This window comes from Streptomyces sp. NBC_01166, from assembly GCF_045039765.1.
Classification (GTDB): domain Bacteria; phylum Actinomycetota; class Actinomycetes; order Streptomycetales; family Streptomycetaceae; genus Streptomyces.
This window is the reverse complement of the sequence record NZ_CP108613.1, coordinates 5,881,135-5,906,558: the sequence shown is the minus strand read 5'-3', so window position 1 is coordinate 5,906,558 and position 25,424 is coordinate 5,881,135. Positions and strand designations below refer to the sequence as shown.

Below are 25,424 nucleotides of genomic sequence, written 5' to 3'. Positions count from 1 at the left end.
TCCGTGTGTCGGAGGTGCGGCTACTTCTGTTCGACCCGCACCCAGTCGATCTCGGCCTTGATGCCGCCCTGCGCGACCCGGTCGACGCTGGACTGCGGGAGGCCCCAGTAGGGCTGCGTGACCTTGTTCCAGCCGGCCGGGTAGGCGCCGCCGAGAGCGAGGTTGAGGATCACGTACTGGTTGTGGTCGAAGACCCACTTGCCGCGGGTGGACTCCAGCTTCTGGCGGGAGGTCTGCTGGACGACGCGGTCGTCGACGGTGAACGTCATGCCCTCGGGCGTCCACTCGACGCCGTAGGTGTGCCACTGGTCGGCCCGGCCGCCGTCCGGGTAGGTCTGCTGCCTGCCGATGTTGCCGTCGGCGGAGTACCCGGGGCCGTGCAGGGCTGAGCTGGTCCAGTCGCCGTAGCCGATGTTCTCCATGATGTCGGTCTCGCCGGAGCCGGGCCAGGACACCGCGGGGTCGTCGACGTCGCTGCCCAGCATCCAGAAGGCCGGCCAGAATCCGTCCCCGACGGGGAGCTTCATACGGGCGCTGACCTTGCCGTAGGTGAAGTCGAACTTGGTGTTGGTGTCGACGCGTCCGGAGGTGAAGTCGAAGGTGCCGTTGGGCGTGGAGGTGCAGCCCTTGCAGTACTTCGACTCCAGGACGAGGGCGCCGTTCTCGGTCCGGATGTTGGCCGGTGAGTCGACGTACGCCTGCGACTCCCCGTTGACCGGGCCCATCTCCGTGCCGGTGCGCACCACACGCCACTTGGAGCGGTCGAGGCCCGAGCCGGTGAAGTCGTCGAAGAACTTCGTGGTGTACGCGCCGCCGGGGTTCTCGGGCAGGGCCGGGTACGCCGCGGCGGCGCTGCCGCCGGTGCCCCAGACCTGGAACTCGTAGAGGGAGTAGCCGAACTGGGCGGTGGAGGGCGCCGGGTTGTGGAAGGAACGGCGCTCCTTGCCGAGCATCCGGACGTAGCGGCCGGTGGCGGGGGTGGACAGGGTGATCGTGTCGTGCCGTCCGACGGCCTCGCCGGGGGACTTCACGTCGGCGCGTCTGGCGGCCACCTCGGTGGCGGACGGGCGGTGGACCGTGCGCCAGTTCCTGTTGTCGTCGGAGACCTGGATCTCGTAGTCGACGGCGTAGGCCGCCTCCCAGTACAGGTCGAGGCTGCTGATGGTGGAGGTGGCACCGAGGTCGACGCCGACCCAGCGGTCGGCGTTCCAGTCGGAGGACCAGCGCGACCGGTCGGCCTTGAGGTCGGCGGGCCAGCCGCCGTCGGTGATGTAGGCGGGCGAGTTCCCGGCGTGCTGGTACAGGTTGCCGAAGGCGGGGTGGTTCAGTGCGAGGTTGGCGCGGGTCGTCGACGCGGGGGCCGGCTCACCGCCGTACACCTGGAAGGAGAAGAGGGAGTAGCCCCAGGCGGTGCCACGCTCCACGCCGCGCATCCGGACGTAGCGGCCGGTGACCTCCTGCGGGTAGGTGTGGGCGGTGACGGTGCCGCCGGTGCCTTCCGTCTCGGTGTAGAAGTCCGTCCAGTTCGTGCCGTCCCGGGAGACCTCCAGGACGTACTTCTTGCCGTAGGCGGCCTCCCACTCCAGCTTGACCTGGTTGATGCGGATGGTGGAGCCGAGGTCGACGCGTATCCAGGCGTCGTCGGCGAAGTCGCTGGACCAGCGGGTGGTGGCGTTGCCGTCGGCGACCGCTCCGGGCCCCGACGCGCCGTTCTCGCTGCCGGACGCGGTGACCGCGCCGGGATTCGAGGCGTAGGCGGACGCGGCTCTGTCCGTGTCCCAGGCCGCTGCGGCGGCCCGGGCGGAGGGGTCGGGGGCGGGAGCCGCGAGGGCCACGGGGGTGGCGAGCGCGGCCAGGGCGACGGCGGTGGTGACCAGTAACGTCGTACGAGAAGGCATGTGGGGGTGCTCCTACACGGCTCGGTCGGTGGGGGCGTTCCGGGTGAGGTGGATCGTGTCGCGGTACCACTTGGCGCTGTCCTTGAGCGTCCGCAGCTGCGTGTCGTAGTCGACGCGGACGATGCCGAACCGCTTGTCGTAGCCGTAGGCCCACTCGAAGTTGTCCATCAGCGACCAGGCGAAGTAGCCCCGGACGTCGGCGCCCTGGCGACGGGCCTCGGACACGGCGGCGATGTGGTCGGCGAGATAGGCGGTGCGGTCGGTGTCGGGCACGGAGCCGTCGGCGGCGACGGTGTCGTCGAAGGCGGCCCCGTTCTCCGTGATGACGGTCGGCAGCGCGTAGTCGCGCTGGAGCCGCAGCAGCAGGTCGGTGAGTTCGGTGGGGGTGATCTCCCAGTCCATGGCGGTGCGGGGCAGGTCGCGCTCCACCCCGCGGACGACGGGGAGGCCGTCGGCGTCGGTCGGCGAACCCTCCTCGGTCACCCCGGAGAACAGGGCCCCGCGGTAGAAGTTGACGCCGAGGATGTCGAGGGGGGTCGCGATGGCGGCCAGGTCGCCGTCCTGGACGGGCAGTTCGATCCCCTGGGCCGCGAGGTCGTCGACGACGTCCTGCGGGTAGCGGCCGTGGACGATCGGGTCGAGGTAGAGGCGGGTGCCCATGCCGTCGGCTCGGCGGCAGGCCTCCCGGTCGGCCTCGCTGTCGGTCTCCGGGGTGGCGGTGCCGAGGTTGAGGGTGATGCCGAGCTCCAGCGGGCTGCTTCCCGCCGCCTCGCGCATCTGCCGGGCGGCGAGCCCGTGGCCCAGGAGCAGATGGTGGACGGCGCTCACCGCGTCGCCCATGTCGGTGCGGCCGGGGGCGTGGGCCCCGTAGGCGTATCCGAGCATCGCCGAGCACCACGGCTCGTTCAGGGTCGTCCAGTGCTCGACCCGGTCGCCGAGGGCCTCGTAGGCGAGCATGGCGTACTCCGCGAAGCGCAGGGCTATGTCGCGGGCCGGCCAGCCGCCCGCGTCCTCCAGCTCCTGCGGCAGGTCCCAGTGGTAGAGGGTGATCCAGGGGGTGACGTCCCTGCCCCGGAGCTCGTCGACCAGCCGCTTGTAGAAGTCGAGGCCCTTGGCGTTGGCGGGACCGCGGCCCCCCGGCTGGATGCGTGGCCAGGCCAGCGAGAAGCGGTACGTGTCGACGCCGAGGCCCGCGATCAGCTCGACGTCCTCGGGCATCCGGTGGTAGTGGTCGCAGGCCACGTCGCCGTGCTCCGCGTTGTGCACGGCGCCCGGCACACGGCAGAAGGTGTCCCAGATGGACGGGGTGCGGCCGTCCTCCGAGGCCGCACCCTCGATCTGGTACGAGGAGGTGGCCACGCCCCAGCGGAAGTCGGCAGGGAGTCCCTGGACGGCGGCGGGCTGCAGGCTGCTGCGGGGCGTGACGAGATTCATGGGTCTCCGAACTCCGGTTCTGCTGGGGGGTGGTGAGCGGCGGTGCGGGCGGTCAGTGGTGCAGCCAGCAGGCGACCTCGCGGTCCTGGCCGGCGTCCGGCGGGGCGAGCGCCGGGACCCGCTCGGCACACGGCTCGAAGGCCTTGCCGCAGCGGGGGTGGAAGGCGCAGCCGGTGGGCATCGCGGAGAGGTGCGGGGGCGATCCGGGGATGCCGGTGAGCTCGCGGCGGGGGCCGTGCAGCGCGGGGAAGGAGTGCAGCAGGCCGTCGCTGTAGGGGTGGCGGGGGTCGCGGTAGATCTCGGCCGCGCCGGCCTGCTCCACGATCCGGCCGCCGTACATGATCGCGATGCGGTCGGAGAACTCGATCAGCAGCGAGATGTCGTGGGTGATGAACACGACGGAGAAGGAGAGGCGCTCCCGCAGCTCCACCAGCTTGCGCAGGATCTGCCGCTGCATCACCACGTCGAGCGCGGTGGTGGGCTCGTCCATGATGACGATCTCGGGTTCCAGCGCGAGCGCCATCGCGATCATCACGCGCTGGCGCATGCCTCCGGAGAGCTGGTGCGGATAGGCGGCGAGCCGGTCGGCGGAGATGCCGACGAGGTTGAGCAGCTCCTCGGCCCGCGCGGTCCGCTCGGCGGCCCGCATGCCGGGCCGGTGGGCGGTGAGTACATCGGTGAGCTGGCTGTGGACCGTGTGCACGGGGTTCAGGGAGTTCATCGCCCCCTGGAACACGATCGACAGCTCCTGCCAGCGGAAGGCACGCAGCTCGTCCGGGGTGAGGGAGAGGATGTCGACGGGCTCGCCGCCGCCCGGCCGGTGGTAGTGGACGTCGCCGCCGGTGATCACCCCGGGCGGGGAGAGCAGCCGGGTGACGGCGTAGGCGAGAGTGGACTTGCCCGAGCCGGACTCGCCCGCCAGGCCGAGGACTTCGCCGCGGTGCAGGGTGAGGTCGATGTCCCGCAGGGTGCGGACGCCGTTCGCGCCGGTGCCGTAGTCGACGTTCAGGCCGCTGATGGTGAGGATCGGCTCGGCGGTCATGCGCTGTGCTCCTTGCTGGGCGTTCCGGGCGACTCGGGTGCGGCGGGCGCGGTGGCACGGGCCACCGGCGTGAAGCCGGGCGCGGTCTCCTCGGGCGCGGTGGAGCGGGCCACGGGGGTGAAGCCGACCCGCATCCGGACCTTGCGGGAGGAGCCCGTCGCGGTGCGCAGGCGCGGGTTGACGAACTCGTCGATGCCGAAGTTGATGAGCGAGAGGGCGGTGCCCAGCAGCGCGATGCACAGTCCGGCGGGCACGAACCACCACCAGGCGCCCTGGGCCAGGGCCTGGTTGGACTGGGCCCAGAAGAGCACGGTGCCCCAGTTCCAGTGGGAGATGTCGGCGACGCCGATGAAGGCGAGCGTGATCTCCGAGAGGACGGCGAAGATGACGGTGCCGACGAATCCGGACGCGATGACGGCCGTGAGGTTCGGCATGACCTCGAAGAGGATGATCCGCCAGGTGGACTCGCCGGTGGCCCGCGCCGCCTCCACGTAGTCGCGGCGCCGGAGCGACAGGGTCTGGGCGCGCAGGACGCGTGCGCCCCAGGCCCAGGAGGTGAGGGCGATGACGGCGGCGATCAGCATGTCCCCGGTGTCCTCGACGAAGCTCGCGATGATGATGATCAGCGGCAGGCCCGGGATGACGAGGAAGATGTTGGAGAGCATCGAGAGGATCTCGTCGGCGGCTCCGCCGAGGAAACCCGCGCTGACCCCGATGAGCACGGACAGCACCGTCGCCAGGATGCCGGCGAGGAATCCGACGAGCAGCACGCCGCGGGTGCCGACCAGGATCTGCGAGAGGACGTCCTGCCCGGTCTGCGTCGTGCCGAACCAGTGTTCGGCGGACGGCGGTTGGAGCAGCTGGTCGCTCATCGCGTCCGGGTCGTACGGGGCGAGCCAGGGGCCCGCCACGGCGAGGATCACGAAGAAGGCGAGGATCAGCAGCCCGGTGCGGGTCTTCCCGCCGCGCAGGAAGCGGAATCTGGCCCGGCCCGCCGCGGCGGGGGTGGGAGGGTCGTCCAGTACGGCGACGTCGGTGGCGGTGACGGACACAGTCGTCATGCCTCCTTACGAGTGCGGGGGTCGAGGAGGGCGTAGGCCATGTCGGCCAGCAGGTTCGCGGCGAGGACGGAGAGCGTGATGATCAGGAAGACGCCCTGCATCAGCGGGTAGTCCTTGGCTCCGACGGCCTGGAACAGCTGGTAGCCGATGCCCGGGTAGGAGAAGACCATCTCGACCAGCAGGGTGCCGCCGACGATGAAGCCCAGAGAGAGGGCGAAGCCGGAGATGTTGGGCAGGACGGCGTTGCGCGCGGCGTAGGAGAACATCACGCGCCGCTCGGACAGCCCCTTGGCCTGCGCCACCATGACGTAGTCCTCGGAGGAGACGGTCACCATCATGTTGCGCATGCCGAGGATCCAGCCGGCGATGGCGCTGAGCACGATCGTCACGCCGGGCAGCACCCCGTGGTACAGCGCGCTGGAGACGAACGGCCAGTCGAAGGCCGGGACCAGGGAGTTGTCGTAGCCTCCGGCGGCCGGGAAGATCTGCCACTTCACCGCGAACACGGCGATGGCGATGAGGCCGAGCCAGAAGTACGGGATGGCCGAGATGAAGGTGGTCACGGGCAGCAGCCCGTCCAGCCAGGAGCCGCGCCGCCAGCCGCTGTAGACGCCGATGCCGGTGCCGAGCAGGAAGCTGATCAGGGTGGTGATGCCGACCAGGGCGAGCGTCCAGGGCAGTGACTGGGAGATCACCTCGCCGACCGGGGTCGGGAAGAAGGTGAAGGAGAGTCCGAGGTCACCGTCGAGCAGGTGGGACCAGTAGTCGGTGTACTGCGACCAGATGGACTGGTTCTCGTCGAGCCCGAACAGGGCCTTCAGGGAGGCGATGGCTGTGGTGTCGAGCTGCCCCTGGTAGCGGCTCATCAGGGCGTCGACGGGGTCGCCCGGCATCATGCGCGGGATCAGGAAGTTGATGGTGATGGCGGCCCACGCGGTGACCGCGTAGAAGGCGATCCGCTGGAGGATGTACTTCACTTCGCTGCTCCCTCGGCGGTCGTGCCGTCGTACAGCCAGCAGGCGGCCCACTGGCCGTCCGCGAGGTCGAAGCGGGGCGGCAGTTCGGTGCGGCAGCGCTCCATGGCCTTCGGGCAGCGCGGGTGGAAGCGGCAGCCGTCCGGCGGGGCGATCAGGGAGGGCGGCTCACCGCTCCCGGTCTCCTCCTGCGCCTCCTCGTCCGCCACCCGGTCGGGGTCGGGCGCCGAGGCGATCAGCAGCTGGGTGTAGGGGTGCGCGGGGTGCTGGGTGACCTGCTCGCTGTCGCCGCCCTCGACGATGCGGCCGGCGTACATCACCAGGGTCGTGTCGGCGAAGTAGCGGGCGGACGCGATGTCGTGGGTGATGTAGAGGATCGCGAGGTGCAGGCGCTCCTTGAGGTCGCGCAGCAGGTTGAGGACGCCGAGCCGGATCGACACGTCGAGCATCGAGACGGGTTCGTCGGCGAGCAGCACCTGAGGGTCGGCGCCGAGCGCGCGCGCTATCGCGACGCGCTGGCGCTGCCCTCCGGACAGCTCGTGCGGGAACTTGTCCAGGAACTGATGAGGAGGAGTCAGCTGGACGCGTTCCAGCAGGGCCGCCAGGTTCGTCTCCAGCTCCGCGTCCCCGCTCCCCGCCCGGCCGTGGATCTTCAGGGCGCGGGTCAGGTGGTAGCGCACGGTGTGCACCGGGTTGAGCGAGGCGAACGGGTCCTGGAAGATCAGCTGGACCTGCTTGACGTATCTGCGGAAGGACCGGCCACGCCCGGCCTTCACCGCCGTGCCGCCCAGCTGGATCTCACCCGCGGTGAGCGGGTACAGCTGGGCGAGCAGCCGTGCGACGGTGGACTTTCCGGAGCCCGACTCCCCCACCAGGGCCGTGACGGTGCCGCGCCGGAGCTTCAGCGAGACGTCGTCGACGGCGTGGACGGTGCGGCGTCTGCGGGCGACGAGGTCGCCGGCGGTGCGCCGTACGGGGAAGTGCTTGGTGACTCCGCGTGCTTCGAGCACCACGTCGGAGGCGGTGCGCACGTCTGCGGACGGTTCGGTGGTCATGGCCGGTTCCCCGTACTTACTTGGCGGGCTTGAGGTTCAGCACGACTTCCAGCGCGTCGGGCTGGGTGTGCTGCGGGGCTGCGTACGGGTCTTCCTCGGTGGGCCAGCCCACCCAGTTCTTCGTGGAGTACTCGGCGCCGATGGGGGCCGCTGCCGTCGGAATGAGCGGGGCCTGCTCGACCATGATCTTCTGGAGGGCGTTCATGGCCTTGGTGCGCGCGGGGTCGTCGGTGGCGTTGGCATACTCCTTCAGCGCGGCGGTGGCCTCGGGGCTCTTGAAGCGGCCGAAGTTGCCGAGCTGGGAGGGCTTGCCGATGGGCTGGAGGATCGCCCCGTCCATGATGTTCTGGTACATGTCGTACGGAGTGGCGCCGCTGTTGGTCCAGTGCAGGGTGGCGTCGAAGTTGCCGGCGGCGACGTCGTTGGTCCACGCCTCGGCGGTCTGCGTCTTGACCTTGGCCTCGATACCGAGCTGCTTGATGTTGTCCTTGATGATCGAGAGCCCGGTGATGTAGTCGTTCCAGCCGGCCGGGTCGGTGAAGGTCAGCTCCACCGGCTTCCCGCTCGGGTCCTTGAGGACACCGCCGCCGAGCTGGAACCCGGCGTCCTTGAGGAGCGCCTTGGCGCCGTCCACGTCGGGCTCGGTGGTGGCGCTCTTGTACTCCGGCGCGAGGAACGGGTCACCGGCGGGCAGCGGGATGCCGGTCGGGTTGCTGATCTCCGGGTAGAGGGTCGCCTGGGCCTGCACGTGGATCGCCTTGCGGTCGACGACCATGGCCATCGCCTTGCGCAGGGCCGGGTTGTCGAACGGCTTGCGGGCGGTGTTGAACCACAGCCCGTGGATGCCGAGCCCGGAGGGGAACCAGAGCTTGTGGTTCTTCGGGTCCTTGGCGACGTACAGCTGCTTGTAGTTCGGCATGAAGACGAACGACCACTCGAGCTTGCCGTTGGCCAGGGCCGTGGTCGCGGCGCTGTTGTCGTTGTACGTGCTGTAGCGCAGCTCCTTGACCTTGGTCTCGCCCTTCCAGTAGGTGGGCGTGGCGGTCAGGGTGGTGGTCTGCGGGGTGAAGGTCTTCAGCTTGTACGGGCCGGAGCCGACCGGGGTGCGGTTGGGCCAGGTCTCCGGGTTCTCGACCTTCTCCCAGATGTGCTTGGGCACGACGTACGTCGTGATGATCTTGTTCTGGTTGACGAACTGGGATTCCTTGAAGGTCAGGACGACCTTCTTGCCCTCGACGGTGATGCCGTCGTACGGAATGCCGTTGCCGTTGAGCGCCGGGTGCTTCTTGAGCAGGTCGAAGGTGAACGCGACGTCCTCGGCGGTCAGCGGCTTGCCGTCGGCCCACTTGGCCCGGTCGTCCAGGGTGAAGGTGACCTTCGTGAAGTTGGACTCCCAGTCCCACGCGGTCGCCAGCCACGGGTCCGCCTTGTCGGTGGGGCGGATCTGGTTCGTCATCGCCAGCGGCTCGTAGATCATGAAGCGGTAGCCGAGGGTGGCGCTCGCCGAGGTCGCGAGGAACGGGTTGCTGTTGTTCGTCTGCGGTCCGTCCGGCTTGCCGATGGTCAGGACACCGGACGCACCGGCCCCGCCCCCCTTGTTGGCACCCGAGTTGGCGGACGAGCAGCCGGTGGCGAGCGCGACCACGGCAGTGGCGACTGAGAGCGCTCTCAGAGTGTGACGACGGCGTACGGACATGGCGACTCCAGGAGGACTGCGGGTCTGGGAGATCCGGCGGTGGTGGCAGCGCTGGACGCGCGGGGTGCGGGTGTGGCGTGTGCGGGTGCGGCTGGTTCGGGGATGCGGACGGGTGACCGGCGGGGCCGGGTCCGTTACGGCGCCGAGTGGCGCACGACCAGTTCGGTGGGCAGCACGACCGGTCCGTCCGGTACGGCGGTGCCGCCGAGGTGGGAGAGCAGCAGGCTCGCCGCCGCCTCGCCCATCTGCCGCGTGGGCTGATGCACGGTGGTCAGCGGCGGTTCGGTGTGTTCGGCCATCGGGATGTCGTCGAAGCCGACCACCGCGATGTCGTCGGGTACGCGGCGGCCGGCGGCCCTCAGGGCTCGCAGGACCCCGGTCGCCGAGATGTCGTTGTGAGCGAAGACGGAGTCGAACTCCGTCCCTGCCGCGAGGAGTTCCTCCACGGCGAGACGGCCACGGTGCTCGGTGAAGTCCCCGTCCACGACCAGGTCGGTGGGCAGGACCGAACGGAAGCCCTCGAGCCGGTCGCGGACGCAGCCGAAGTGCCGCGGTCCGGTGACTACCAGGGGCCTGGTGCGCCCCCCGTCCCGCAGATGGCGGGCGGCGGACGCGCCCCCCTCGTGATTGGTGGTCACGACGGAGGGGAATTCCGGGTGGTGGCCCCGGTCGTCGATCAGGACGATCGGCAGACCGGACCGGTGCAGTGCGGTGAGCTGGTCGAGCGTGTTCTCCGGTTCGACGACGACGAGCCCGTCGAAGGCGCGCGCCGACACCTGGGTCGTGAAGCGCTCGACGGACTGCGCGCCCCGGGTGCAGGTGAAGAGCAGGAGCCCGTAGTCGGCGGCCTCGACCGTGTCGACGATCCCCTGGAGCACCTCACCCATCCAGGGCCAGGTGAACGAGGGCACCAGCAGGCCGACCGTACGGCTTCGGCCGCGTGCCAGCCCGACGGCGCCGGAGCTGGGTACGTAGCCGAGGTCCGCGATCACTTCACGAACGCGGGCGGCGGTCGAACCGTCCACTTCGCCCTTGAGATTGATCACCCGTGACACGGTCGTCTTGCTGACGCCGGCCTCACGGGCGACATCGGCGATGGTGACACGCAACGGGGCCTCCAGGGACAAGGCAGGACAGGGGGCGGCGCGGGCTTCGGTACCGGTTCCGTAACCGGTCCCGGAACCGGTACCGGCGTTGCGGCTGGAGTTAACCGCGCCGGAACAGAGGCGTCAATACTTCACGCCGACATTGGTCCGTACCCATGATCGAAGCAGGTCCGACGGAGCTTCCGTTCACTTCTTGAACAGACGAAGGTCTTGACGCGAACACGTAAGAGCAGTTCACTCACGGCTCGTTCGACGGCACTTCCCCCACGCCCCTGCCGAGAAAGGCAGCAGCCCATGATTCGGACAAGCAGAGCGGTGAGCGTCCTCGTCGCGACGGCGCTCGCGACCGCGGGACTGGCCGGACTCTCCTCCGGTACCGCACAGGCCGCCGGTGAGACCGTGAACATCGTGCTGACCACCACGGACGACTCCGGCGGACGTCATGTCACCCGGGGTCTCCAGCAGCAGACGCCGGTCGCCTTCGGCTCCGGCAACGGCGGCTCCGGCACGAACATCACCGTCGACGAGAACACGCGCTACCAGACCTTCACCGGTGGCGGCGCCTCGTTCACGGACACGGCGGCCTGGCTGATGAAGGGCAGCGGGGCGCTGAGCCAGGCCACCCGTGACGAGACGATGAAGAAGCTCTTCTCCCCCACGGAGGGCATCGGGCTCTCGTTCGTACGCAATCCCATGGGCGGTTCCGACCTGGCGCGGTTCGGCTACACGTACGACGACATGCCGGCCGGCCGGACGGACCCGAGCCTCGCCAACTTCTCGATCGCACACGATCTGCAGGACGTGCTGCCGCTCACCCGGCAGGCGAAGCAGCTCAACCCCGCACTGACCACGGTCGCCTCTCCGTGGACCGCGCCGGCCTGGATGAAGGACAACGGACAGCTCAACGGCGGCTGGCTGAAGGCCGAGAACTACGGCGCCTACGCGAACTACTTCGTGAAGTACCTCCAGGCCTGGAAGGACCAGGGCGTCCCGGTCGACTACGTCACCGCGCAGAACGAGCCGACCTGCTGCTCCGGCTATCCGTCGATGAGCTGGAACGGCTCCGGGCTGGCCTACTTCACCAAGAGCGAGCTGCTGCCGAAGCTCCAATCGGCGGGTCTGGCCACCAAGGTGCTGGCGCACGACTGGAACTGGGACACCTACGACGCGTACGCCGCCGCGACGGTGGACGACGCGGCGGTGCGCAGCCACCCGAACTTCGGGGGCATCGCCTGGCACGGGTACGGCGGTGACATCGCGAAGCAGACCACCGTGCACAACCGGTACCCGGAGCTGGACGCCTTCCAGACCGAGCACTCGGGCGGCACGTGGATCGCCGACCAGCAGCGCGAGGACATGCTCAACATCATCGACTACACGCGCAACTGGGCGAAGTCGGTGACCAAGTGGTCGCTGGCCGTCGACCAGAACCGGGGCCCGCACAACGGCGGCTGCGGCACCTGCGACGGGCTGGTCACCGTGCACAACGGGGACAGCAGGCACGGCCAGGTCGACTACACGATCGAGTACTACACGATGGGCCACCTGACGAAGTACGTCCGGCCCGGCGCCGCCCGCATCGCCTCCACGGGCAGTTCCACCGTCCCCAACGTGGCGTGGCGCAACCCGGACGGCTCGAAGGCCCTGATCGCGTACAACGGATCGGCGTCCGCCCAGCAGGTCACCGTCAACTGGGGCGGGCAGAAGTTCGCCTACTCGCTGCCCGGCCGCACCTCGGCCACGTTCACCTGGTCGGGAACCCAGTCGGGCTCCCCGGGCAGCAGCGGCGCCCTCGCGGGCACCGGCGGCAAGTGCCTGGACGCCACGGGCAACACCGGCGCCGACGGCACCCCGGTCCAGATCTGGGACTGCACCGGCGCGGCCAACCAGCGCTGGACGGTCGGCGGCGACGGAAGCATCAAGGTGCTCGGCGCCTGCCTGGACGTCACCTCGGGCTCCACGGCCGACGGAGCAAAGGTCCAGCTGTACACCTGCAACGGCTCGGGGGCGCAACGCTGGAGGTACGACGCGTCGACGGGGGACGTGGTCAACACGGCGGCGGACAAATGCCTCGACGTGACGGACCAGTCCTCGGCGAACGGGGCCCGTGTCCAGATCTGGACCTGCACCGGAGCCGCCAACCAGAAGTGGCGGCTCCAGTAGGCCCCGCCGTCAGTCCGTCGGCTCGACGCCCGCGCGCAGCAGGCCGTACGTGTAGGCGTCCTCCAGGGCCTGCCAGGACGCGGCGATGACGTTCTCGGCCACGCCGACCGTAGCCCAGTCACCGGATCCGTCGCCCGTGGTGACCAGTACCCGGGTGGTGGATTCGGTGCCCGTGCGGCCTTCCAGGATGCGGACCTTGTAGTCGACCAGCTCCAGCTTGGCGAGCTGCGGGTAGATCCGTTCCAGGCCGACCCGCAGCGCCCGGTCCAGGGCGTTGACCGGGCCGTTGCCCTCGGCGGTGGCGACGATGCGCTCGCCCTTGGCCCAGAGCTTCACGGTCGCCTCGTTGGCGTGGGTGCCGTCGGGGCGGTCCTCGACGATGGCCCGCCAGGACTCGACGCGGAAGTAGCGGCGGGGCCTGCCGTCGACCTCCGAACGCAGCAGCAGTTCGAAGGAGGCGTCGGCCGCCTCGTAGGTGTAGCCCTTGAGCTCACGCTCCTTGACCCGCTCGACGACCCGTTGGACGAGTGCGCGGTCGCCTCCCAGGTCGATGCCGAGCTCCTTGCCCTTGAGCTCGATGGAGGCACGGCCGGCCATGTCGGAGACCAGCATCCGCATGGTGTTGCCGACGCGCTCCGGGTCGATGTGCTGGTAGAGGTCAGGGTCGACCTTGATCGCGGAGGCGTGCAGCCCGGCCTTGTGCGCGAAGGCGGAGACACCGACGTACGGCTGGTGGGTGGAGGGCGTGAGGTTGACGACCTCGGCGATGGCGTGGGAGATGCGCGTCATCTCGGCGAGCGCGCCCTCGTGCAGGACGGTCTTGCCGTACTTGAGTTCCAGCGCGGCGACGACGGGGAAGAGGTTGGCGTTGCCGACCCGCTCGCCGTAGCCGTTGGCGGTGCACTGCACATGGGTGGCGCCCGCGTCGACGGCGGCCAGGGTGTTGGCGACCGCGCAGCCCGTGTCGTCCTGGGCGTGGATGCCGAGCCGGGCGCCGGTGTCGGCGAGGACGGTGGAGACGACGGCCTGCACCTGGGCGGGGAGCATCCCGCCGTTGGTGTCGCAGAGGATGACCACGTCGGCGCCGGCCTCATGGGCGGTGCGCACGACCGCCTTGGCGTACTCCGGGTTGGCACGGTAGCCGTCGAAGAAGTGCTCGCAGTCGACGAAGACCCGGCGGCCCTGCTCCCTGAGGTGGCTGACGGTGTCGCGGACCATCTCCAGGTTCTCGTCCAGGGTCGTGCGCAGGGCCAGTTCCACATGGCGGTCGTGGGACTTGGCGACCAGGGTGATCACCGGGGCGCCGGAGTCCAGGAGTGCCCGTACCTGCGGGTCCTCGGCGGCCTTTCCGCCGGCCCGGCGGGTGGCGCCGAAGGCGACGAGCTGGGCGTGCTCGAAGTCGATCTCCTGCTGGGCGCGGGCGAAGAACTCGGTGTCGCGCGGGTTGGCGCCGGGCCAGCCGCCCTCGATGAAGCCCACGCCGAAGTCGTCCAGATGCCGGGCAATGGTCAGCTTGTCCGCGACCGTCAGGTTGATGCCTTCACGCTGCGCACCGTCGCGCAGGGTGGTGTCGAAGACATGGAAGGTGTCGTCGGGGGCCGTGGCCTTGGTGGTCATGCTGATCTGACTCCTGTCGGGTGAGCGGATCCGGACGAATCGGCTCCACTTGCCCCCATCATCTCGCGTGCCTCGCCCCGGCCGTGGTGTGGGCCGGAAAACGAAAAAACCCCTCGCGGGTGCGAGAGGTCTGCGCGCGGGTCTGGGGCACGATGTCCGTTCCGTACAAGGTGGTACGGGACGGTCACTGCGGACCGGCGCGCCTGCTGCCGATAATCATGGCGAACGAGGACACGCCCGCAGTCTGGCACAGCGGCGCTCCCGGGTCCCGGTCCGTCTCAGGATGCGGGCGTGATGTCCGTCGCAGGGGCGGCCGGTCCGGGAGGTGTGAGCGTCTCGTCCGCATACCTGCGCATCTGGTCCAGGACCTGTTCCCGTCCGGTGCCGGGGATGCCGACGGTGACATGGACGCTGAAGCCGTCCAGCAGGGCCCGCAGGCGGGTGGCGGCCCGCTCGGTGTCGAGGGCGCGGAACTCGCCGCGAGCGATGCCGTCGGCCAGCAGCTCCGTGAGGTCGCGGTGCCAGGCGTCCTCGATGGCGGCCTGCCGGGCGCGGGCGTCGTCGTCGGCGCCCTGCGAGCGGTTCCAGACCTCCAGCCAGAGCGTCCAGTGCGGATCGCGGTGGCCGTCGGGGACGTACAGCGCGACGTAGGCGTCCAGCCGCTCGCGTGCGGTGCCGGGACCGGTGAGCAGGGCCCGGCGTTCGGCGCCGAGCCGTGCCTCGCTCCACTCCAGGGTCTGCAGCAGCAGTTCGTCCTTGGTGCGGAAGTAGTAGAGGAGGTGGCCGCTGCTCATCCGCACCTCCCGGCCGAGCCCCGCCATGGTGAGCCCGTCGAGCCCCCGCTCGGCGACGGTGGCCATGACGGCGGCGAGCACGTCCTCCCTGGGCGGGGCGATGTTGCGACGGCGCGGGGTACTGGGCACGGTTCAGATCCTGGGCTGTTGCTGCGTGATGCAGTGGATGCCTCCACCACCTGCAAAGATCGTACGGGCGTCGACGGGTGTCACCGTACGGTCGGGGAAGAGGTCGCCGAAGACGGCCGCCGCCTCCTCGTCCCTCGGGTCGTCGAAGGCGCAGAGGACCACTCCGCCGTTGCAGAGGTAGTGGTTGATGTAGGAGTAGTCCGCCCACGCGCCGTCGTCGTCGGTGAGCACGGTGGGCGCGGGGACCTCCACGACCTCCAGCGAGCGGCCCCGGGCGTCGGTGGCGGCCCGCAGGATCCGGACGGTCTCGCGGGTGATCTCGTGGTCCGGGTGGGAGGGGTCCGGCTGGACGTGGGCGACGACGACGCCCGGGCGGGCGAAGGCGGCCACGATGTCGACATGGCCGAGCGTGCCGTAGGTTCCGTAGTCCCCGGCCAGGCCCCGGGGCAGCCAGATCGCCTTCTCGGTGCCGAGGCGGGCGTGGATCTCGTCCTCGACGGCCTGCCGGGTCCAGCCGGGGTTGCGCTCCTTGCCCAGCTGGACGGTTTCGGTGAGCAGCACGGTGCCCTCGCCGTCGACGTGGATCGCGCCGCCCTCGTTGACCAGGGGCGAGCTGTGCACGGGGACGCCGGCGAGCTCGGCGACGGCGCGCGCGATGTGCCGGTCCTGCTCCCAGCGGGCCCACCCCTGGGCGCCCCAGCCGTTGAACGTCCAGTCCACAGCGGCGAGTCGCCGGCCGTCGGTGACGAACGTGGGGCCGATGTCGCGCATCCAGGCGTCGTCGAGGGGGCGTACGGCGGTCTCGATGTCCGGGCCGAGGAGCTCCCGGGCACCGTCCTCCTGCCCCGGCCCGACGATCACGGTGACGGGTTCGAAGCGGCGTACGGCGCGGGCGACGTCGGCCCAGGCCCCGCGGGCCTCGTCGAGCTCGGCACCGGTGGCGAAGGTGGGGTTGGGGCCCGGCCAGGCCATCCAGGTGCGCTCGTGGGGGGCCCACTCGGGCGGCATGCGGAAGGTCATGGCGGGTCCTAGAGGAAGTAGAGGCGGTTGAGGGAGACGGATTCGGCGGCCGGTGAGCGCAGGGGGTCGCCGTCGAGGGTGACGAGGCCGGTCTCGCCGTCCACGCCGACGGTCCCGGTACGGGAGTTGAGACGCAGGTCCGCCGGTCCGATGGAGCGTGTGCCCCGGACGGCCACCCTGCGGCGGCGGGTGGGCATGAGGTCGGCGCCCAGCTGGGTGGCGGCCTCGGCGACGAAGGCGACGGAGAGGTCGGCGGCCGTGGCCCCGTACGCGCCGAACTGCGGCCCCAGGACGAGGGGTTCGCAGGTGTCCGTGGCCGCGTTGGGGTCGCCCGTGACCCCGTAGGCGGGGAAGCCGGACTTCAGGACCAGCTGGGGCTTCGCACCGAAGAACTCGGGGCGCCACAGGACGATGTCGGCGAGCTTTCCCGTCTCGATGGAGCCGACCTCGTGCGACAGACCGTGGGCGATGGCGGGGTTGACGGTGAGCTTGGCGATGTAGCGCAGCACACGCGCGTTGTCGTCGCCGGGGCCGTCGCCCTCCATCGGGCCGAGCTCGGCCTTCATCTTCGCGGCCATGGCGAAGGTGCGGCGTACGGTCTCACCGGCCCGGCCCATGCCCTGCGCGTCGGAGGAGGTGATCCCGATGGCGCCCAGGTCGTGCAGCACGTCCTCGGCGCCCATCGTGCCCGCCCTGATCCGGTCGCGGGCCATCGCGGCGTCGCCGGGGAGGTCGGTCTTGAGGTCGTGGACGGAGACGATCATCCCGTAGTGCTCGGCGACCGCGTCCCGGCCGAAGGGGAGTGTCGGGTTGGTGGAGGACCCGATGACGTTGGGGACTCCGGCCATCTTCAGCACGTTGGGCACGTGCCCGCCGCCGCAGCCCTCGATGTGGAAGGCGTGGATCGTACGGCCTTCGAGCACGCTCAGGGTGTCCTCGACGGACAGGCACTCGTTCAGCCCGTCGCTGTGCAGGGCGACCTGGACGTCGTGCTCCTCGGCGACCCGCAGCGCGGTGTCCAGGGCGCGGGTGTGGGCGCCCATGTCCTCGTGGACCTTGAAGCCGCAGGCGCCTCCCTCGGCGAGCGCCTCGACCAGCGGCGCCTCGTGGGAGGACGAACCGCGGCCCAGGAAGCCGATGTTGACGGGCCAGGCGTCGAAGGCGTTGAAGGCGTGGCGCAGGGCCCACGGGGAGTTGACGCCCACACCCCAGACCGGGCCGAACTCCTGGCCGATGATCGTGGTGACGCCGGAGGCCAGGGACGCCTCCATGATGCGCGGGGAGAGCAGATGGACGTGCGGGTCCACGGCGCCCGCCGTCGCGATCAGGCCCTCGCCGGAGACGATGGTGGTACCCGTGCCGACGACCACGTCGACCCCGTCGAGGGTGTCCGGGTTGCCGGCCCGTCCGATCGCCGCGATGCGGCCCTCACGGATGCCGATCGAGACCTTCCGGATGCCGAGCACGGCATCGATGACCAGGACGTTGCTGATGACGACGTCGCAGGTCTCCCGGACGGCGGCGGCCTTGAGGTGCAGGCCGTCGCGGGCCGTCTTGCCGAAGCCGGCGAGGAACTCGTCGCCCTGCTTCTGGGCGTCGGACTCCACGCGCACGGTCAGCCCGGAGTCGCCGAGCCTGATCCGGTCCCCGGCGCGCGGCCCGTGCACGGAGGCGTATTCGTACGGGTCCATCACTCCCCCACCCCCGCTCCGAGGTAGCCGCAGGCCGCCGCTCTGCGCAGCGCCTCCTCCTTGGCGCCCGGCGCGTCGAGCGGTCCGTCGACGAGCCCGGCGAAGCCGATCGCGATCCGGTCGCCGCCGATGGGGACGAGTGCGGCCTCGGCCGTCTCCCCCGGGCCGAAGCGGACGGAGGAGCCGGCGGGCACGCCCAGCCGCATCCCGTACGCCGCCGCGCGGTCGAAGTGGAGCCGGGGGTTGGACTCGAAGAAGTGGAAGTGGGACGTCACGCTGACCGGGACGGTCGCGGTGTTACGGACGGTGAGCCGCACGGCGGGCTCCGGTCCGGGCGTCGCGGGGCCGGGGAGGAGCGCGCCGGGGGCGTCGTCGCCGAGCGTCCCGCCGTCGAGGGGGCCGCTGACGACGGCGAGCCGGGACCCGTCGTCGAACACGGCTTCCACCTGCACCTCGGTGACGACGTCGGCCACGCCCGGCAGCACGTCGTCCGGCCCCAGCACCGCACGGGCGGCCTCGATCGCCTCGGCCAGTCTGCGTCCGTCCCTGGCCGCCTCGCAGACGGTGTCCGCGATCAGGGCGGTCGCTTCGGGCACGTTGAGCCGCAGACCACGGGCGCGCCGGGCCCTGGCCAGCTCGGCGGCACCGAAGAGCAGCAGCCGGTCGCGTTCGGTCGGGGTCAGTCGCACGTCACGCACCTCCTGGTTGGAGCAGCACTCTAACCAGGTTTTGAGCGACACTCAAAACTCGAGGGACGGCGAAGGCCGCGCCCCTGGTCGGGGGCGCGGCCTTCGTGGGTACGGCGGATGACTAGCCGAGCTCGTGCATCCAGCCGTGGGTGTCCTCGGCGGTGCCGCGCTGGATGTCCAGCAGACGGTCCCGCAGCTTCATGGTGACCTCGCCGGGGGTGCCGTCGCCCTGGGTCCACTCGCCGCCCGCGGACTTCACGGTGCCGACGGGCGTGATGACGGCGGCGGTGCCGCAGGCGAAGACCTCGGTGAGGGTGCCGTTCTCGGTGTCCGTGCGCCACTGGTCGATGGAGACGCGGCCCTCCTCGGAGGTGTAACCGAGGTCGCGGGCCACGGTGAGGAGCGAGTCGCGGGTGATCCCGGCGAGCAGCGAGCCGGTGAGCGAGGGGGTGACGATCCGCTTGCCGCCGTCCTCCTGCCCGTACACGAAGTAGAGGTTCATGCCGCCGAGCTCCTCCACCCACTTGTGCTCGACCGCGTCGAGGTAGGCGACCTGGTCGCAGCCCTGCTCCGCGGCCTCGGCCTGGGCGAGGAGGGAAGCGGCGTAGTTGCCGCCGGTCTTGGCGTCGCCGACGCCGCCGGGGACGGCGCGCACCCGGTCCTGGGAGAGCCAGATCGAGACCGGCTGCACGCCGCCGGGGAAGTAGGCGCCGGCGGGAGAGGCGATGACGACGAAGAGGTACTCGTTGGCCGGGCGGACCCCGAGGCCCACCTCGGCGGCGATCATGAAGGGGCGCAGGTAGAGGGACTCCTCGCCGCCGTGCGGCGGGACCCAGGCCCGGTCCTGCTGGACCAGGACGTCACAGGCCTCGATGAAGGTCTCGACGGGCAGCTCCGGCATCGCCATGCGGGCGGCGGACCGCTGGAAGCGGGCGGCGTTGGCCTCGGGCCGGAAGGTGGCGACCGAGCCGTCGGGCTGCCGGTACGCCTTGAGGCCCTCGAAGATCTCCTGCCCGTAGTGCAGGGTCATGTTGGCCGGGTCGAGCGACAGCGGGCCGTACGGCACGAGCTGCGCGTCGTGCCAGCCGCGGCCCTCGGTCCAGCTGATCGTCACCATGTGGTCGGTGAAGTACCGGCCGAACCCGGGGTTGGCCATGGCCGCCTCGCGCTCCGCGTCGGACAGCGGGTGCGAGGAGGGCTTGAGCTCGATCGTGGGCGTCGTCATGAGTGCGTGTCCTTCACCGGTCTTGTGTGTGATGGACCGCGCTCACGCCCGCTCCCGCCCGGCAGCAGCCGTGCAGGTTGTAGGACGTCCGAGCTCTACCGCGTGCCGCGGTCCCGCGTTCGATTATCTCCCGGGGGCGGCTGTGCACGAAATGATGTGATTGCGGTGACGTTCACGGCGACGCTCACGCGACGCGAAAACGCGGTCCAGGGTCGATGGTGGCACCCGGAGACCGCGAGAAGAAGCCGCCGGGTGCGGTTGCGACCCGGCGGCTTCGAAGTGGAGACGTCGGGTCAGCTCGCTACGCGTACCGCGAGCGCGTCGCCGATCTCGTCGGTGGTACGTGCGCTCTTCCCGTCACGCTCCGCGAGGTCGGCGGAGACGGCCTCCTCGATGCGCACGGCCTCGGCCTCGTAGCCGAGGTGGCGCAGCAGGAGGGCGACGGAGAGGATCGTGGCCGTCGGGTCGGCCTTGCCCTGGCCCGCGATGTCGGGCGCGGTGCCGTGCACCGGCTCGAACATGGACGGGAAGGCACCCGTCGGGTTGATGTTGCCGGACGCGGCCAGGCCGATGCCGCCGGTCACGGCTGCGGCCAGGTCGGTGAGGATGTCACCGAAGAGGTTGTCGGTGACGATGACGTCGAAGCGCTCCGGCTGGGTGACGAAGAAGATCGTCGCGGCGTCGACGTGCAGGTAGTCGGTGGTGACCTCGGGGAACTCGGCCGCGACCTTGTCGAAGGTGTTCTTCCACAGGTGGCCGGCGTGCACGAGGACGTTGTTCTTGTGGACCAGCGTCAGCTTCTTGCGCGGGCGGGCCGCGGCACGCGCGAAGGCGTCACGCACGACGCGCTCGACGCCGTAGGCGGTGTTGACGCTGACCTCGGTGGCGACCTCGTGCTCCGTGCCCGTGCGCAGGGAACCGCCGTTGCCCGTGTACGGGCCCTCGGTCCCCTCGCGGACGACGACGAAGTCGATCTCGGGGCGGCCGGCCAGCGGGGTGGCCGTGTTCGGGAAGAGCTTCGACGGCCGCAGGTTGATGAAGTGGTCGAAGGCGAAGCGCAGCTTCAGCAGCAGACCGCGTTCCAGCACGCCCGACGGCACGGACGGGTCGCCGATGGCGCCGAGCAGGATGGCGTCGTGGCCCTTGAGGGCTTCGAGCTCCGCGTCGGGGAGGGTCTCACCGGTGCGGTGCCATCGCTGGGCGCCGAGGTCGTACTCCTTGGTCTCCAGCTTCACATCCTGCGGGAGAACAGCGTTGAGAACCTTGAGGCCCTGGGTGACGACCTCCTGGCCGATACCGTCGCCGGGGATCACTGCGAGATCGATGCTGCGAGACATACAGGCACCCTAGCTTCCGTCCCACCCCATGACATTCGGCGTCCACGATACGGACACCGCGTGTCCCCGGCGGGGGACGGGTGCCCATGAGGTGGGACCGGGGCCTCAGTGGCCGGTCGACCCGCCGTTGTCCCGGCGGTCGAGGGCGCGCTGCAGGGCGGCGGCGGCGTTCTTGCGCTCCGACTCGGCGGAGCGGGAGCTGTGACGGACGCGGCGGACAGTGGTCTCGGCCATGAGGGATCGACTCCTTGAGATCGCGTGGATTTCGAGATCGGGACTTCGCACGACGGATATCGAGATCGGGATTTCGAGGCGCCGGCAGGGCGGGGAGCTGCCGCAGGGGTTGCCTGCTCGGGGCACGCTCACACACGCCGGTCGCTGGATCAGCGATTCGTTCGGCTCCTACAAAGCTAGGACAGCTCGGGCCATCTGTCTCTACAGATACTCGGACTTCCTACTATCTGAGACGGCGGCGGCCGATCCCCATCGCCCGCACGGGGGATTCGCCGTGACAGGCGGGCGCGACGCCCGGTACGGGCGGGCCGGGCCTCAGCCCCCGGGCGTCACCGAGGGGTCGCCCGACAGGTAGCGGGTGAGCATGGCGACGAGTTCGTCCTCGAACCGCGCGACGTCGACCTCGCCGGGCCCCGCCATCACCCTGTGCACCACCATCTCCACCGTGGAAGTGACGAGCCGGGCGGCGATGTCCACGTCCGTGACCCGCACCTCCGGATGGTTCCCGAACAGCCTGCGGGCATAGTCGATCCGCCTCCGCTCGCTGCTCGCGACCCGCTCCAGCAACTCCGGTGCACGGGGGCCCTGTTCCATCATCACGCGGAGCAGCTGCGGGTCCTCGCGGTGGTTCTCGATCGTGCTTCGCACATAGAAGCGCATGATGCCCTCGATGGACTCCGGCAACAGCTCGTCCTGGTCCAGCGGGGCCGCGGCGATCCCGGCGTCCAGATGCCGGGTGAGCAGCTCGACCAGAATCGCATCTTTGTTCGGGTAGTACTGGTACAGCGATCCGATCGACACCCGGGCCCGCTCCGCGATGCGGTTGGTGGTCCCCGCGGCGTACCCGTACTCGGCGAAAACGCGAGCAGCGGCGTCGAGGATGCGCTGCCGGGTCAGCTCGGCCCGGAGCTGACGGGGCTGTTTACGTGGCTGAAGTCCACGGGGGCCGGACGCCATGACACCTCCTGCGGGGGGGCCGTGAAAGCGAGTAGCGCACGACCTGACTAATTGCTCACAATACTGCCATGAACTGCGGCGATGCGGATTCGAGTGTCCGCAGCCGCATGCCCACGCCGACTTGAGGAAGGTGCCATGACGCATGCCCCCACACGTCCTCGACGGGTCTCTCCGGAGGAGGTGCTGGCACGGCTCGGGCAGCCCGAGCCCATGGTCCGGGCGAAGGTGCAGAACCGCATCGACGACTACTTCCGCTTCTTCATCGCCCACTCGCCGTTCCTGACGATGGCCACGGCGGACGCGGCCGGACGTGCCGACTGCTCACCCCGCGGCGACTATCCGGGCTTCGTGAAGGTCCTCGACGACCACACCCTCGCCCTGCCCGACCGCCCCGGCAACAAGATCGCCGACTCCTTCCGCAACCTCGCCGAGAACGACGGCGTCGGGCTGTGCTTCCTGGTCCCCGGCATGCGGGAGGTCCTGCGCGTCAACGGCAGCGGATACGTCACCGACGAACCCGATGTGCTGGTTCGGATGCGCACCGAGGCCAGGCAGCCGGAACTGGCGATCGTCGTCGACGTGGCCGAGGCGTACTTCCACTGCGGACGGGCGCTGATCCGCTCCCGGCTGTGGGACCCCGCCAGCCAGGCGCTCGCCGAGGGGTTGCCGTCGCTCGGTGAGATCGCGGCCGCGCAGTTCGGTGTCGACGTGGACCCGGGCCTGCTCGAGCGGTCCCTGGAGGACGGCTACCGCAAGCTCTACTGACCAGGCCGCTCAGGCCGACAGAGGAATCACCCATGCAACAGACCGTCGTCGAGCACATCGACCGGGTCGCCGAGGGCGTCGTCGCCCTCACCCTGCGCACCACCGCCGGGGAGCTGGCGCCCTGGGAACCGGGCGCACACATCGACCTGTCCCTGCCCAACTGGCTGACCCGGCAGTACTCGTTGTGCGGGGATCCCGCCGACCGGGACGCCTACCGCGTCGCCGTGCGGTACGACCCGCTCAGCCGGGGCGGCTCGGAGTACATCCACCGGTTCCTGCGCCCGGGCCGCACCCTGGGCGTCTCCCTGCCCCGTAACCACTTCCCCCTCGTCCCCGCACCGCGGTACCTGTTCCTCGCGGGCGGGATCGGGATCACGCCCCTGCTGCCGATGGTGCGCGCGGTGGCGGCCGCCGGACTGCCCGCGACCCTGCTCTACGTGGGGCCGTCGGCGGACAGCATGCCCTTCGCCGACGAGCTGCGCCGCTCGCACGGGGACCGGGTGCGGATCGTGGAGACCGGAGACCGGGGCAGGCCGGACCTCGACTCCCTCGCGGCCGGGCTGGAGGCCGACACGCTGGTCTACTGCTGCGGTCCAGCGGCCATGCTGGCGGCGGCGGACGCGGCGTTCCCCGCCGAGAGGCTGCACGCCGAGCGGTTCCAGCCGGTCCCCCGGTCCTTCGGCCCCGACAGGGCGTTCGAGGCGGTCTGCGCCCGGTCCGGGGACACCGTCGCCGTGCCGGCCGACGAGTCCCTGCTGGACGCCCTGGCCCACGCCGGGCACCTCCTCCCGTCGGGGTGTCGCGAAGGCGTCTGCGGCAGCTGTGAAGTCACCGTCCTGGACGGCGCACCCGAGCACCGGGACGACATCGGCGCTCCCGCGCGCCGGATGTACGCCTGCGTGTCCCGGGCCCTGTCCCCCCGGCTCGTCCTCGACCTCTGAAAGGGGCCACGAACAGCATGCTGCCCAAGGTGCAGTCCCCCGAGTCCCGGCGCATGATCACGCTGGAGGTGCGCCGCACCGCCAGAGAGACCCCCAGCTTCCTCACCGTCACGCTCGGCGGTTCCGGCATGGAGCATCTGCTGCCGACCGGATTCGACCAGGCCGTGCGCCTGTTCTTCCCCCGCGCGGGGCAGGCCGGCCTCACGATGCCCACCCTCTCCAGCGAGGCGTGGATGGCCCAGGTGCTGCTCCTGCCCAAGTCACGCAGACCCTGGGTGCGCAACTACACCATCCGCCGGGTCCGTCCCGAACTCGACGAGCTGGACATCGAGTTCGCCCTGCACGGCGACACACGGGCCTGCTCCTGGGCGCTGGGCGCCCGTCCCGGCGACCCGGCGGGCATATTCGACATGGGCCTGACCTACCTCCCGCCGGCCGATGCGGCAGGACAGCTGCTCGTCGCTGACGAGAGTGCCGTACCCGCGGTCCTCGCCATCCTCGAGGGCGCGCCCGCCTCCCTGGTCGCGGAGGTCTTCCTGGAGGTCCCGGAGACGGCGGACATACGCGAGGACGTCGAAGCCCCCGAGGGTGTCCGTGTGCACTGGCTGGCCCGGGACGGCTCCGACGGTCCCCCCGGCCGGCTCGCACTCGACGCGGTCAAGGCGGCGACTCTGCCCTCCGGCCGCTCCTACACCTGGGCCGCAGGGGAGTCCGGCCTGGTCACCGGGGTGCGCCGGCATCTCGTACGCGACCGGGGCGTGCCGAGGTCGGACATCGCGTTCCACGGATACTGGCGGCACGGCCGCTCCAGCCCCGGCTGACGCGGCTCAGAGAGCCACGGTGAGCTGCGCCTCGATGTGCGCGCGCAGGACGCCCTCCATGTCCGTGGTGCAGTCGCCGAGCAGCCACTGCACCTGGAGCCCGTCCATCAGCGCGATCAGCTGCCGGCCCGCCGCGTCCGGGGCGATTCCGGCCCTCAACGCGCCTTCCTGGCGCACCTGTTCGTAGGTGAGCTGTGCACCCGCGACCGAGTTCTCGTAGCGGCGCACGAAGTAACGGTGGGCGGGGTGGTCGGCGGCCGTCGCCTCGGCGGAGACCACCGAGAAGAGTTCGACGATCCCCCGCCGCTCGGAGTTCAGCGCGGCCAGCTCGGCGAAGCGCCGCAGCCTTTCGACGCCCGTGGTGCCGCCGAGCGAGAGCCATTCGTCGTCCACGTCGTCGCGGTGCTCCAGCACGGCGAGCAGCAGCGCCTCCTTGGTCGGGAAGTGATGCAGCAGGCCGGTGTGCGAGATGCCGCAGCGGGTCGCGATCACCCGCAGCGACGCGCCCCGGTAACCGGCCTCACCGAACAGGGACATGGCCTGATCGAGGATCTCGCGCCGCTTGGCGCGGCCCTTCGCGTAGCCGCGCGGTGCTTCGGCCGACACTCGCCACTCTCCCGGTCCGCCGGCCATCGGTCAGGCCGGCACTTCGGTCCATCGGACACCCATTCAACCGCCCGGGGGTCCGGCCCCCGGAGATTGGGCCCCGGAGATACTTACCAGGTGGTCGGTATTGACTCTATGGTGAAGGCGAACCGTGTCGCGAAAGGACCCC

Annotated in this window: 22 protein-coding genes; 4 read left to right on the top strand and 18 right to left on the bottom strand. The window is 70.5% G+C overall.

The features are described 5' to 3' along the window. Positions 1 to 20: 20 nt before the first annotated feature. The 8 genes from OG379_RS27280 to OG379_RS27245 all read right to left on the bottom strand — a co-directional run bounded on the left by OG379_RS27280 (position 21) and on the right by OG379_RS27245 (position 10,269). Positions 21 to 1,898, bottom strand: coding sequence for a discoidin domain-containing protein (locus OG379_RS27280; protein WP_405665645.1), 1,878 nt, complete (start codon positions 1,896 to 1,898; stop codon positions 21 to 23). A gap of 12 nt (positions 1,899 to 1,910) precedes the next feature. After that, positions 1,911 to 3,332: a GH1 family beta-glucosidase gene (locus tag OG379_RS27275; protein WP_405665644.1), complete on the bottom strand. Its 1,422-nt coding sequence runs from the start codon at positions 3,330 to 3,332 to the stop codon at positions 1,911 to 1,913. Positions 3,333 to 3,384: 52 nt separating this feature from the next. Then, positions 3,385 to 4,374: an ABC transporter ATP-binding protein gene (locus tag OG379_RS27270; protein ID WP_405665643.1), complete on the bottom strand. Its 990-nt coding sequence runs from the start codon at positions 4,372 to 4,374 to the stop codon at positions 3,385 to 3,387. Beyond that, positions 4,371 to 5,426, bottom strand: coding sequence for an ABC transporter permease (locus tag OG379_RS27265; RefSeq protein WP_405668664.1), 1,056 nt, complete (start codon positions 5,424 to 5,426; stop codon positions 4,371 to 4,373). The genes OG379_RS27270 and OG379_RS27265 overlap by 4 nt, the downstream gene beginning before the upstream one ends. Positions 5,427 to 5,431: 5 nt before the next feature. Beyond that, positions 5,432 to 6,412, bottom strand: coding sequence for an ABC transporter permease (locus OG379_RS27260; protein WP_393761162.1), 981 nt, complete (start codon positions 6,410 to 6,412; stop codon positions 5,432 to 5,434). Beyond that, on the bottom strand, positions 6,409 to 7,464 hold the full coding sequence (locus OG379_RS27255; protein ID WP_405665642.1) for an ABC transporter ATP-binding protein: 1,056 nt from the start codon (positions 7,462 to 7,464) through the stop codon (positions 6,409 to 6,411). Before OG379_RS27255 ends, OG379_RS27260 begins: the two co-directional genes overlap by 4 nt. A 16-nt stretch (positions 7,465 to 7,480) precedes the next feature. Beyond that, positions 7,481 to 9,160 (bottom strand): ABC transporter substrate-binding protein, encoded by a 1,680-nt coding sequence (locus OG379_RS27250; protein WP_405665641.1) that lies wholly within the window; start codon positions 9,158 to 9,160, stop codon positions 7,481 to 7,483. 134 nt (positions 9,161 to 9,294) lie between these two features. After that, positions 9,295 to 10,269 carry a LacI family DNA-binding transcriptional regulator gene (locus tag OG379_RS27245; protein WP_393761156.1) on the bottom strand — a complete coding sequence of 325 codons (975 nt, stop codon included), beginning with the start codon at positions 10,267 to 10,269 and terminating at the stop codon, positions 9,295 to 9,297. Between the two features lie 291 nt (positions 10,270 to 10,560). Between OG379_RS27245 and OG379_RS27240 the strand changes: the two genes are divergently transcribed. Next, positions 10,561 to 12,429 carry a lectin gene (locus tag OG379_RS27240; RefSeq protein WP_405665640.1) on the top strand — a complete coding sequence of 623 codons (1,869 nt, stop codon included), beginning with the start codon at positions 10,561 to 10,563 and terminating at the stop codon, positions 12,427 to 12,429. Positions 12,430 to 12,438: 9 nt separating this feature from the next. Here the strand turns inward: OG379_RS27240 and cimA are convergent, their stop codons facing one another. The 9 genes from cimA to OG379_RS27195 all read right to left on the bottom strand — a co-directional run bounded on the left by cimA (position 12,439) and on the right by OG379_RS27195 (position 22,122). Then, positions 12,439 to 14,046 carry a citramalate synthase gene (gene cimA, locus OG379_RS27235; RefSeq protein WP_393761152.1) on the bottom strand — a complete coding sequence of 536 codons (1,608 nt, stop codon included), beginning with the start codon at positions 14,044 to 14,046 and terminating at the stop codon, positions 12,439 to 12,441. A 278-nt stretch (positions 14,047 to 14,324) separates the two neighbouring features. Beyond that, on the bottom strand, positions 14,325 to 14,969 hold the full coding sequence (locus OG379_RS27230; protein ID WP_405665639.1) for a TetR/AcrR family transcriptional regulator: 645 nt from the start codon (positions 14,967 to 14,969) through the stop codon (positions 14,325 to 14,327). Between the two features lie 3 nt (positions 14,970 to 14,972). Next, positions 14,973 to 15,989 (bottom strand): agmatine/peptidylarginine deiminase, encoded by a 1,017-nt coding sequence (locus tag OG379_RS27225; protein WP_405665638.1) that lies wholly within the window; start codon positions 15,987 to 15,989, stop codon positions 14,973 to 14,975. 8 nt (positions 15,990 to 15,997) lie between these two features. Then, the gene (locus tag OG379_RS27220; protein ID WP_405665637.1) at positions 15,998 to 17,680 is read right to left on the bottom strand and encodes an urease subunit alpha; all 1,683 of its coding nucleotides are present in this window, start codon (positions 17,678 to 17,680) and stop codon (positions 15,998 to 16,000) included. Beyond that, positions 17,680 to 18,369, bottom strand: coding sequence for an urease subunit gamma (ureA, locus tag OG379_RS27215; RefSeq protein WP_405665635.1), 690 nt, complete (start codon positions 18,367 to 18,369; stop codon positions 17,680 to 17,682). The genes OG379_RS27220 and ureA overlap by 1 nt, the downstream gene beginning before the upstream one ends. A gap of 121 nt (positions 18,370 to 18,490) precedes the next feature. Continuing rightward, on the bottom strand, positions 18,491 to 19,594 hold the full coding sequence (locus OG379_RS27210) for a branched-chain amino acid aminotransferase (protein WP_405665634.1): 1,104 nt from the start codon (positions 19,592 to 19,594) through the stop codon (positions 18,491 to 18,493). Positions 19,595 to 19,887: 293 nt separating this feature from the next. Beyond that, complete coding sequence (locus OG379_RS27205; RefSeq protein WP_401514587.1) at positions 19,888 to 20,931, bottom strand: 3-isopropylmalate dehydrogenase; 1,044 nt, start codon at positions 20,929 to 20,931, stop codon at positions 19,888 to 19,890. 105 nt (positions 20,932 to 21,036) lie between these two features. Next, positions 21,037 to 21,165, bottom strand: coding sequence for a hypothetical protein (locus OG379_RS27200; RefSeq protein WP_262346853.1), 129 nt, complete (start codon positions 21,163 to 21,165; stop codon positions 21,037 to 21,039). 315 nt (positions 21,166 to 21,480) lie between these two features. Continuing rightward, positions 21,481 to 22,122: a TetR/AcrR family transcriptional regulator gene (locus OG379_RS27195; RefSeq protein ID WP_405665633.1), complete on the bottom strand. Its 642-nt coding sequence runs from the start codon at positions 22,120 to 22,122 to the stop codon at positions 21,481 to 21,483. Positions 22,123 to 22,257: 135 nt separating this feature from the next. Between OG379_RS27195 and OG379_RS27190 the strand changes: the two genes are divergently transcribed. From OG379_RS27190 to OG379_RS27180, 3 genes are read left to right on the top strand one after another with little or no spacing between them, the layout of a single operon-like run. Continuing rightward, positions 22,258 to 22,887, top strand: coding sequence for an MSMEG_1061 family FMN-dependent PPOX-type flavoprotein (locus tag OG379_RS27190; protein ID WP_405665631.1), 630 nt, complete (start codon positions 22,258 to 22,260; stop codon positions 22,885 to 22,887). 32 nt (positions 22,888 to 22,919) lie between these two features. Next, positions 22,920 to 23,828, top strand: coding sequence for a PDR/VanB family oxidoreductase (locus tag OG379_RS27185; protein ID WP_405665629.1), 909 nt, complete (start codon positions 22,920 to 22,922; stop codon positions 23,826 to 23,828). Positions 23,829 to 23,845: 17 nt separating this feature from the next. Further along, entirely contained in the window at positions 23,846 to 24,649 is an 804-nt protein-coding gene (locus OG379_RS27180) for a siderophore-interacting protein (RefSeq protein WP_405665628.1), read from the top strand. Positions 24,650 to 24,655: 6 nt separating this feature from the next. Here OG379_RS27180 and OG379_RS27175 read toward each other — a convergent pair whose 3' ends face one another. Next, positions 24,656 to 25,282: a TetR/AcrR family transcriptional regulator gene (locus OG379_RS27175; protein WP_405665627.1), complete on the bottom strand. Its 627-nt coding sequence runs from the start codon at positions 25,280 to 25,282 to the stop codon at positions 24,656 to 24,658. Positions 25,283 to 25,424 lie beyond the last annotated feature (142 nt).

What these genes read in the sequence shown, in the direction of transcription:
- OG379_RS27280 (WP_405665645.1), bottom strand. Translation starts at nt 1,898, where the DNA reads ATGCCTTCTCGTACGACGTTACTGGTCACCACCGCCGTCGCCCTGGCC.
- OG379_RS27275 (WP_405665644.1), bottom strand. Translation starts at nt 3,332, where the DNA reads ATGAATCTCGTCACGCCCCGCAGCAGCCTGCAGCCCGCCGCCGTCCAG.
- OG379_RS27270 (WP_405665643.1), bottom strand. Translation starts at nt 4,374, where the DNA reads ATGACCGCCGAGCCGATCCTCACCATCAGCGGCCTGAACGTCGACTAC.
- OG379_RS27255 (WP_405665642.1), bottom strand. Translation starts at nt 7,464, where the DNA reads ATGACCACCGAACCGTCCGCAGACGTGCGCACCGCCTCCGACGTGGTG.
- OG379_RS27250 (WP_405665641.1), bottom strand. Translation starts at nt 9,160, where the DNA reads ATGTCCGTACGCCGTCGTCACACTCTGAGAGCGCTCTCAGTCGCCACT.
- OG379_RS27240 (WP_405665640.1), top strand. Translation starts at nt 10,561, where the DNA reads ATGATTCGGACAAGCAGAGCGGTGAGCGTCCTCGTCGCGACGGCGCTC.
- cimA (WP_393761152.1), bottom strand. Translation starts at nt 14,046, where the DNA reads ATGACCACCAAGGCCACGGCCCCCGACGACACCTTCCATGTCTTCGAC.
- OG379_RS27225 (WP_405665638.1), bottom strand. Translation starts at nt 15,989, where the DNA reads ATGACCTTCCGCATGCCGCCCGAGTGGGCCCCCCACGAGCGCACCTGG.
- OG379_RS27220 (WP_405665637.1), bottom strand. Translation starts at nt 17,680, where the DNA reads ATGGACCCGTACGAATACGCCTCCGTGCACGGGCCGCGCGCCGGGGAC.
- OG379_RS27210 (WP_405665634.1), bottom strand. Translation starts at nt 19,594, where the DNA reads ATGACGACGCCCACGATCGAGCTCAAGCCCTCCTCGCACCCGCTGTCC.
- OG379_RS27205 (WP_401514587.1), bottom strand. Translation starts at nt 20,931, where the DNA reads ATGTCTCGCAGCATCGATCTCGCAGTGATCCCCGGCGACGGTATCGGC.
- OG379_RS27200 (WP_262346853.1), bottom strand. Translation starts at nt 21,165, where the DNA reads ATGGCCGAGACCACTGTCCGCCGCGTCCGTCACAGCTCCCGCTCCGCC.
- OG379_RS27195 (WP_405665633.1), bottom strand. Translation starts at nt 22,122, where the DNA reads ATGGCGTCCGGCCCCCGTGGACTTCAGCCACGTAAACAGCCCCGTCAG.
- OG379_RS27190 (WP_405665631.1), top strand. Translation starts at nt 22,258, where the DNA reads ATGACGCATGCCCCCACACGTCCTCGACGGGTCTCTCCGGAGGAGGTG.
- OG379_RS27185 (WP_405665629.1), top strand. Translation starts at nt 22,920, where the DNA reads ATGCAACAGACCGTCGTCGAGCACATCGACCGGGTCGCCGAGGGCGTC.
- OG379_RS27180 (WP_405665628.1), top strand. Translation starts at nt 23,846, where the DNA reads ATGCTGCCCAAGGTGCAGTCCCCCGAGTCCCGGCGCATGATCACGCTG.
- OG379_RS27175 (WP_405665627.1), bottom strand. Translation starts at nt 25,282, where the DNA reads ATGGCCGGCGGACCGGGAGAGTGGCGAGTGTCGGCCGAAGCACCGCGC.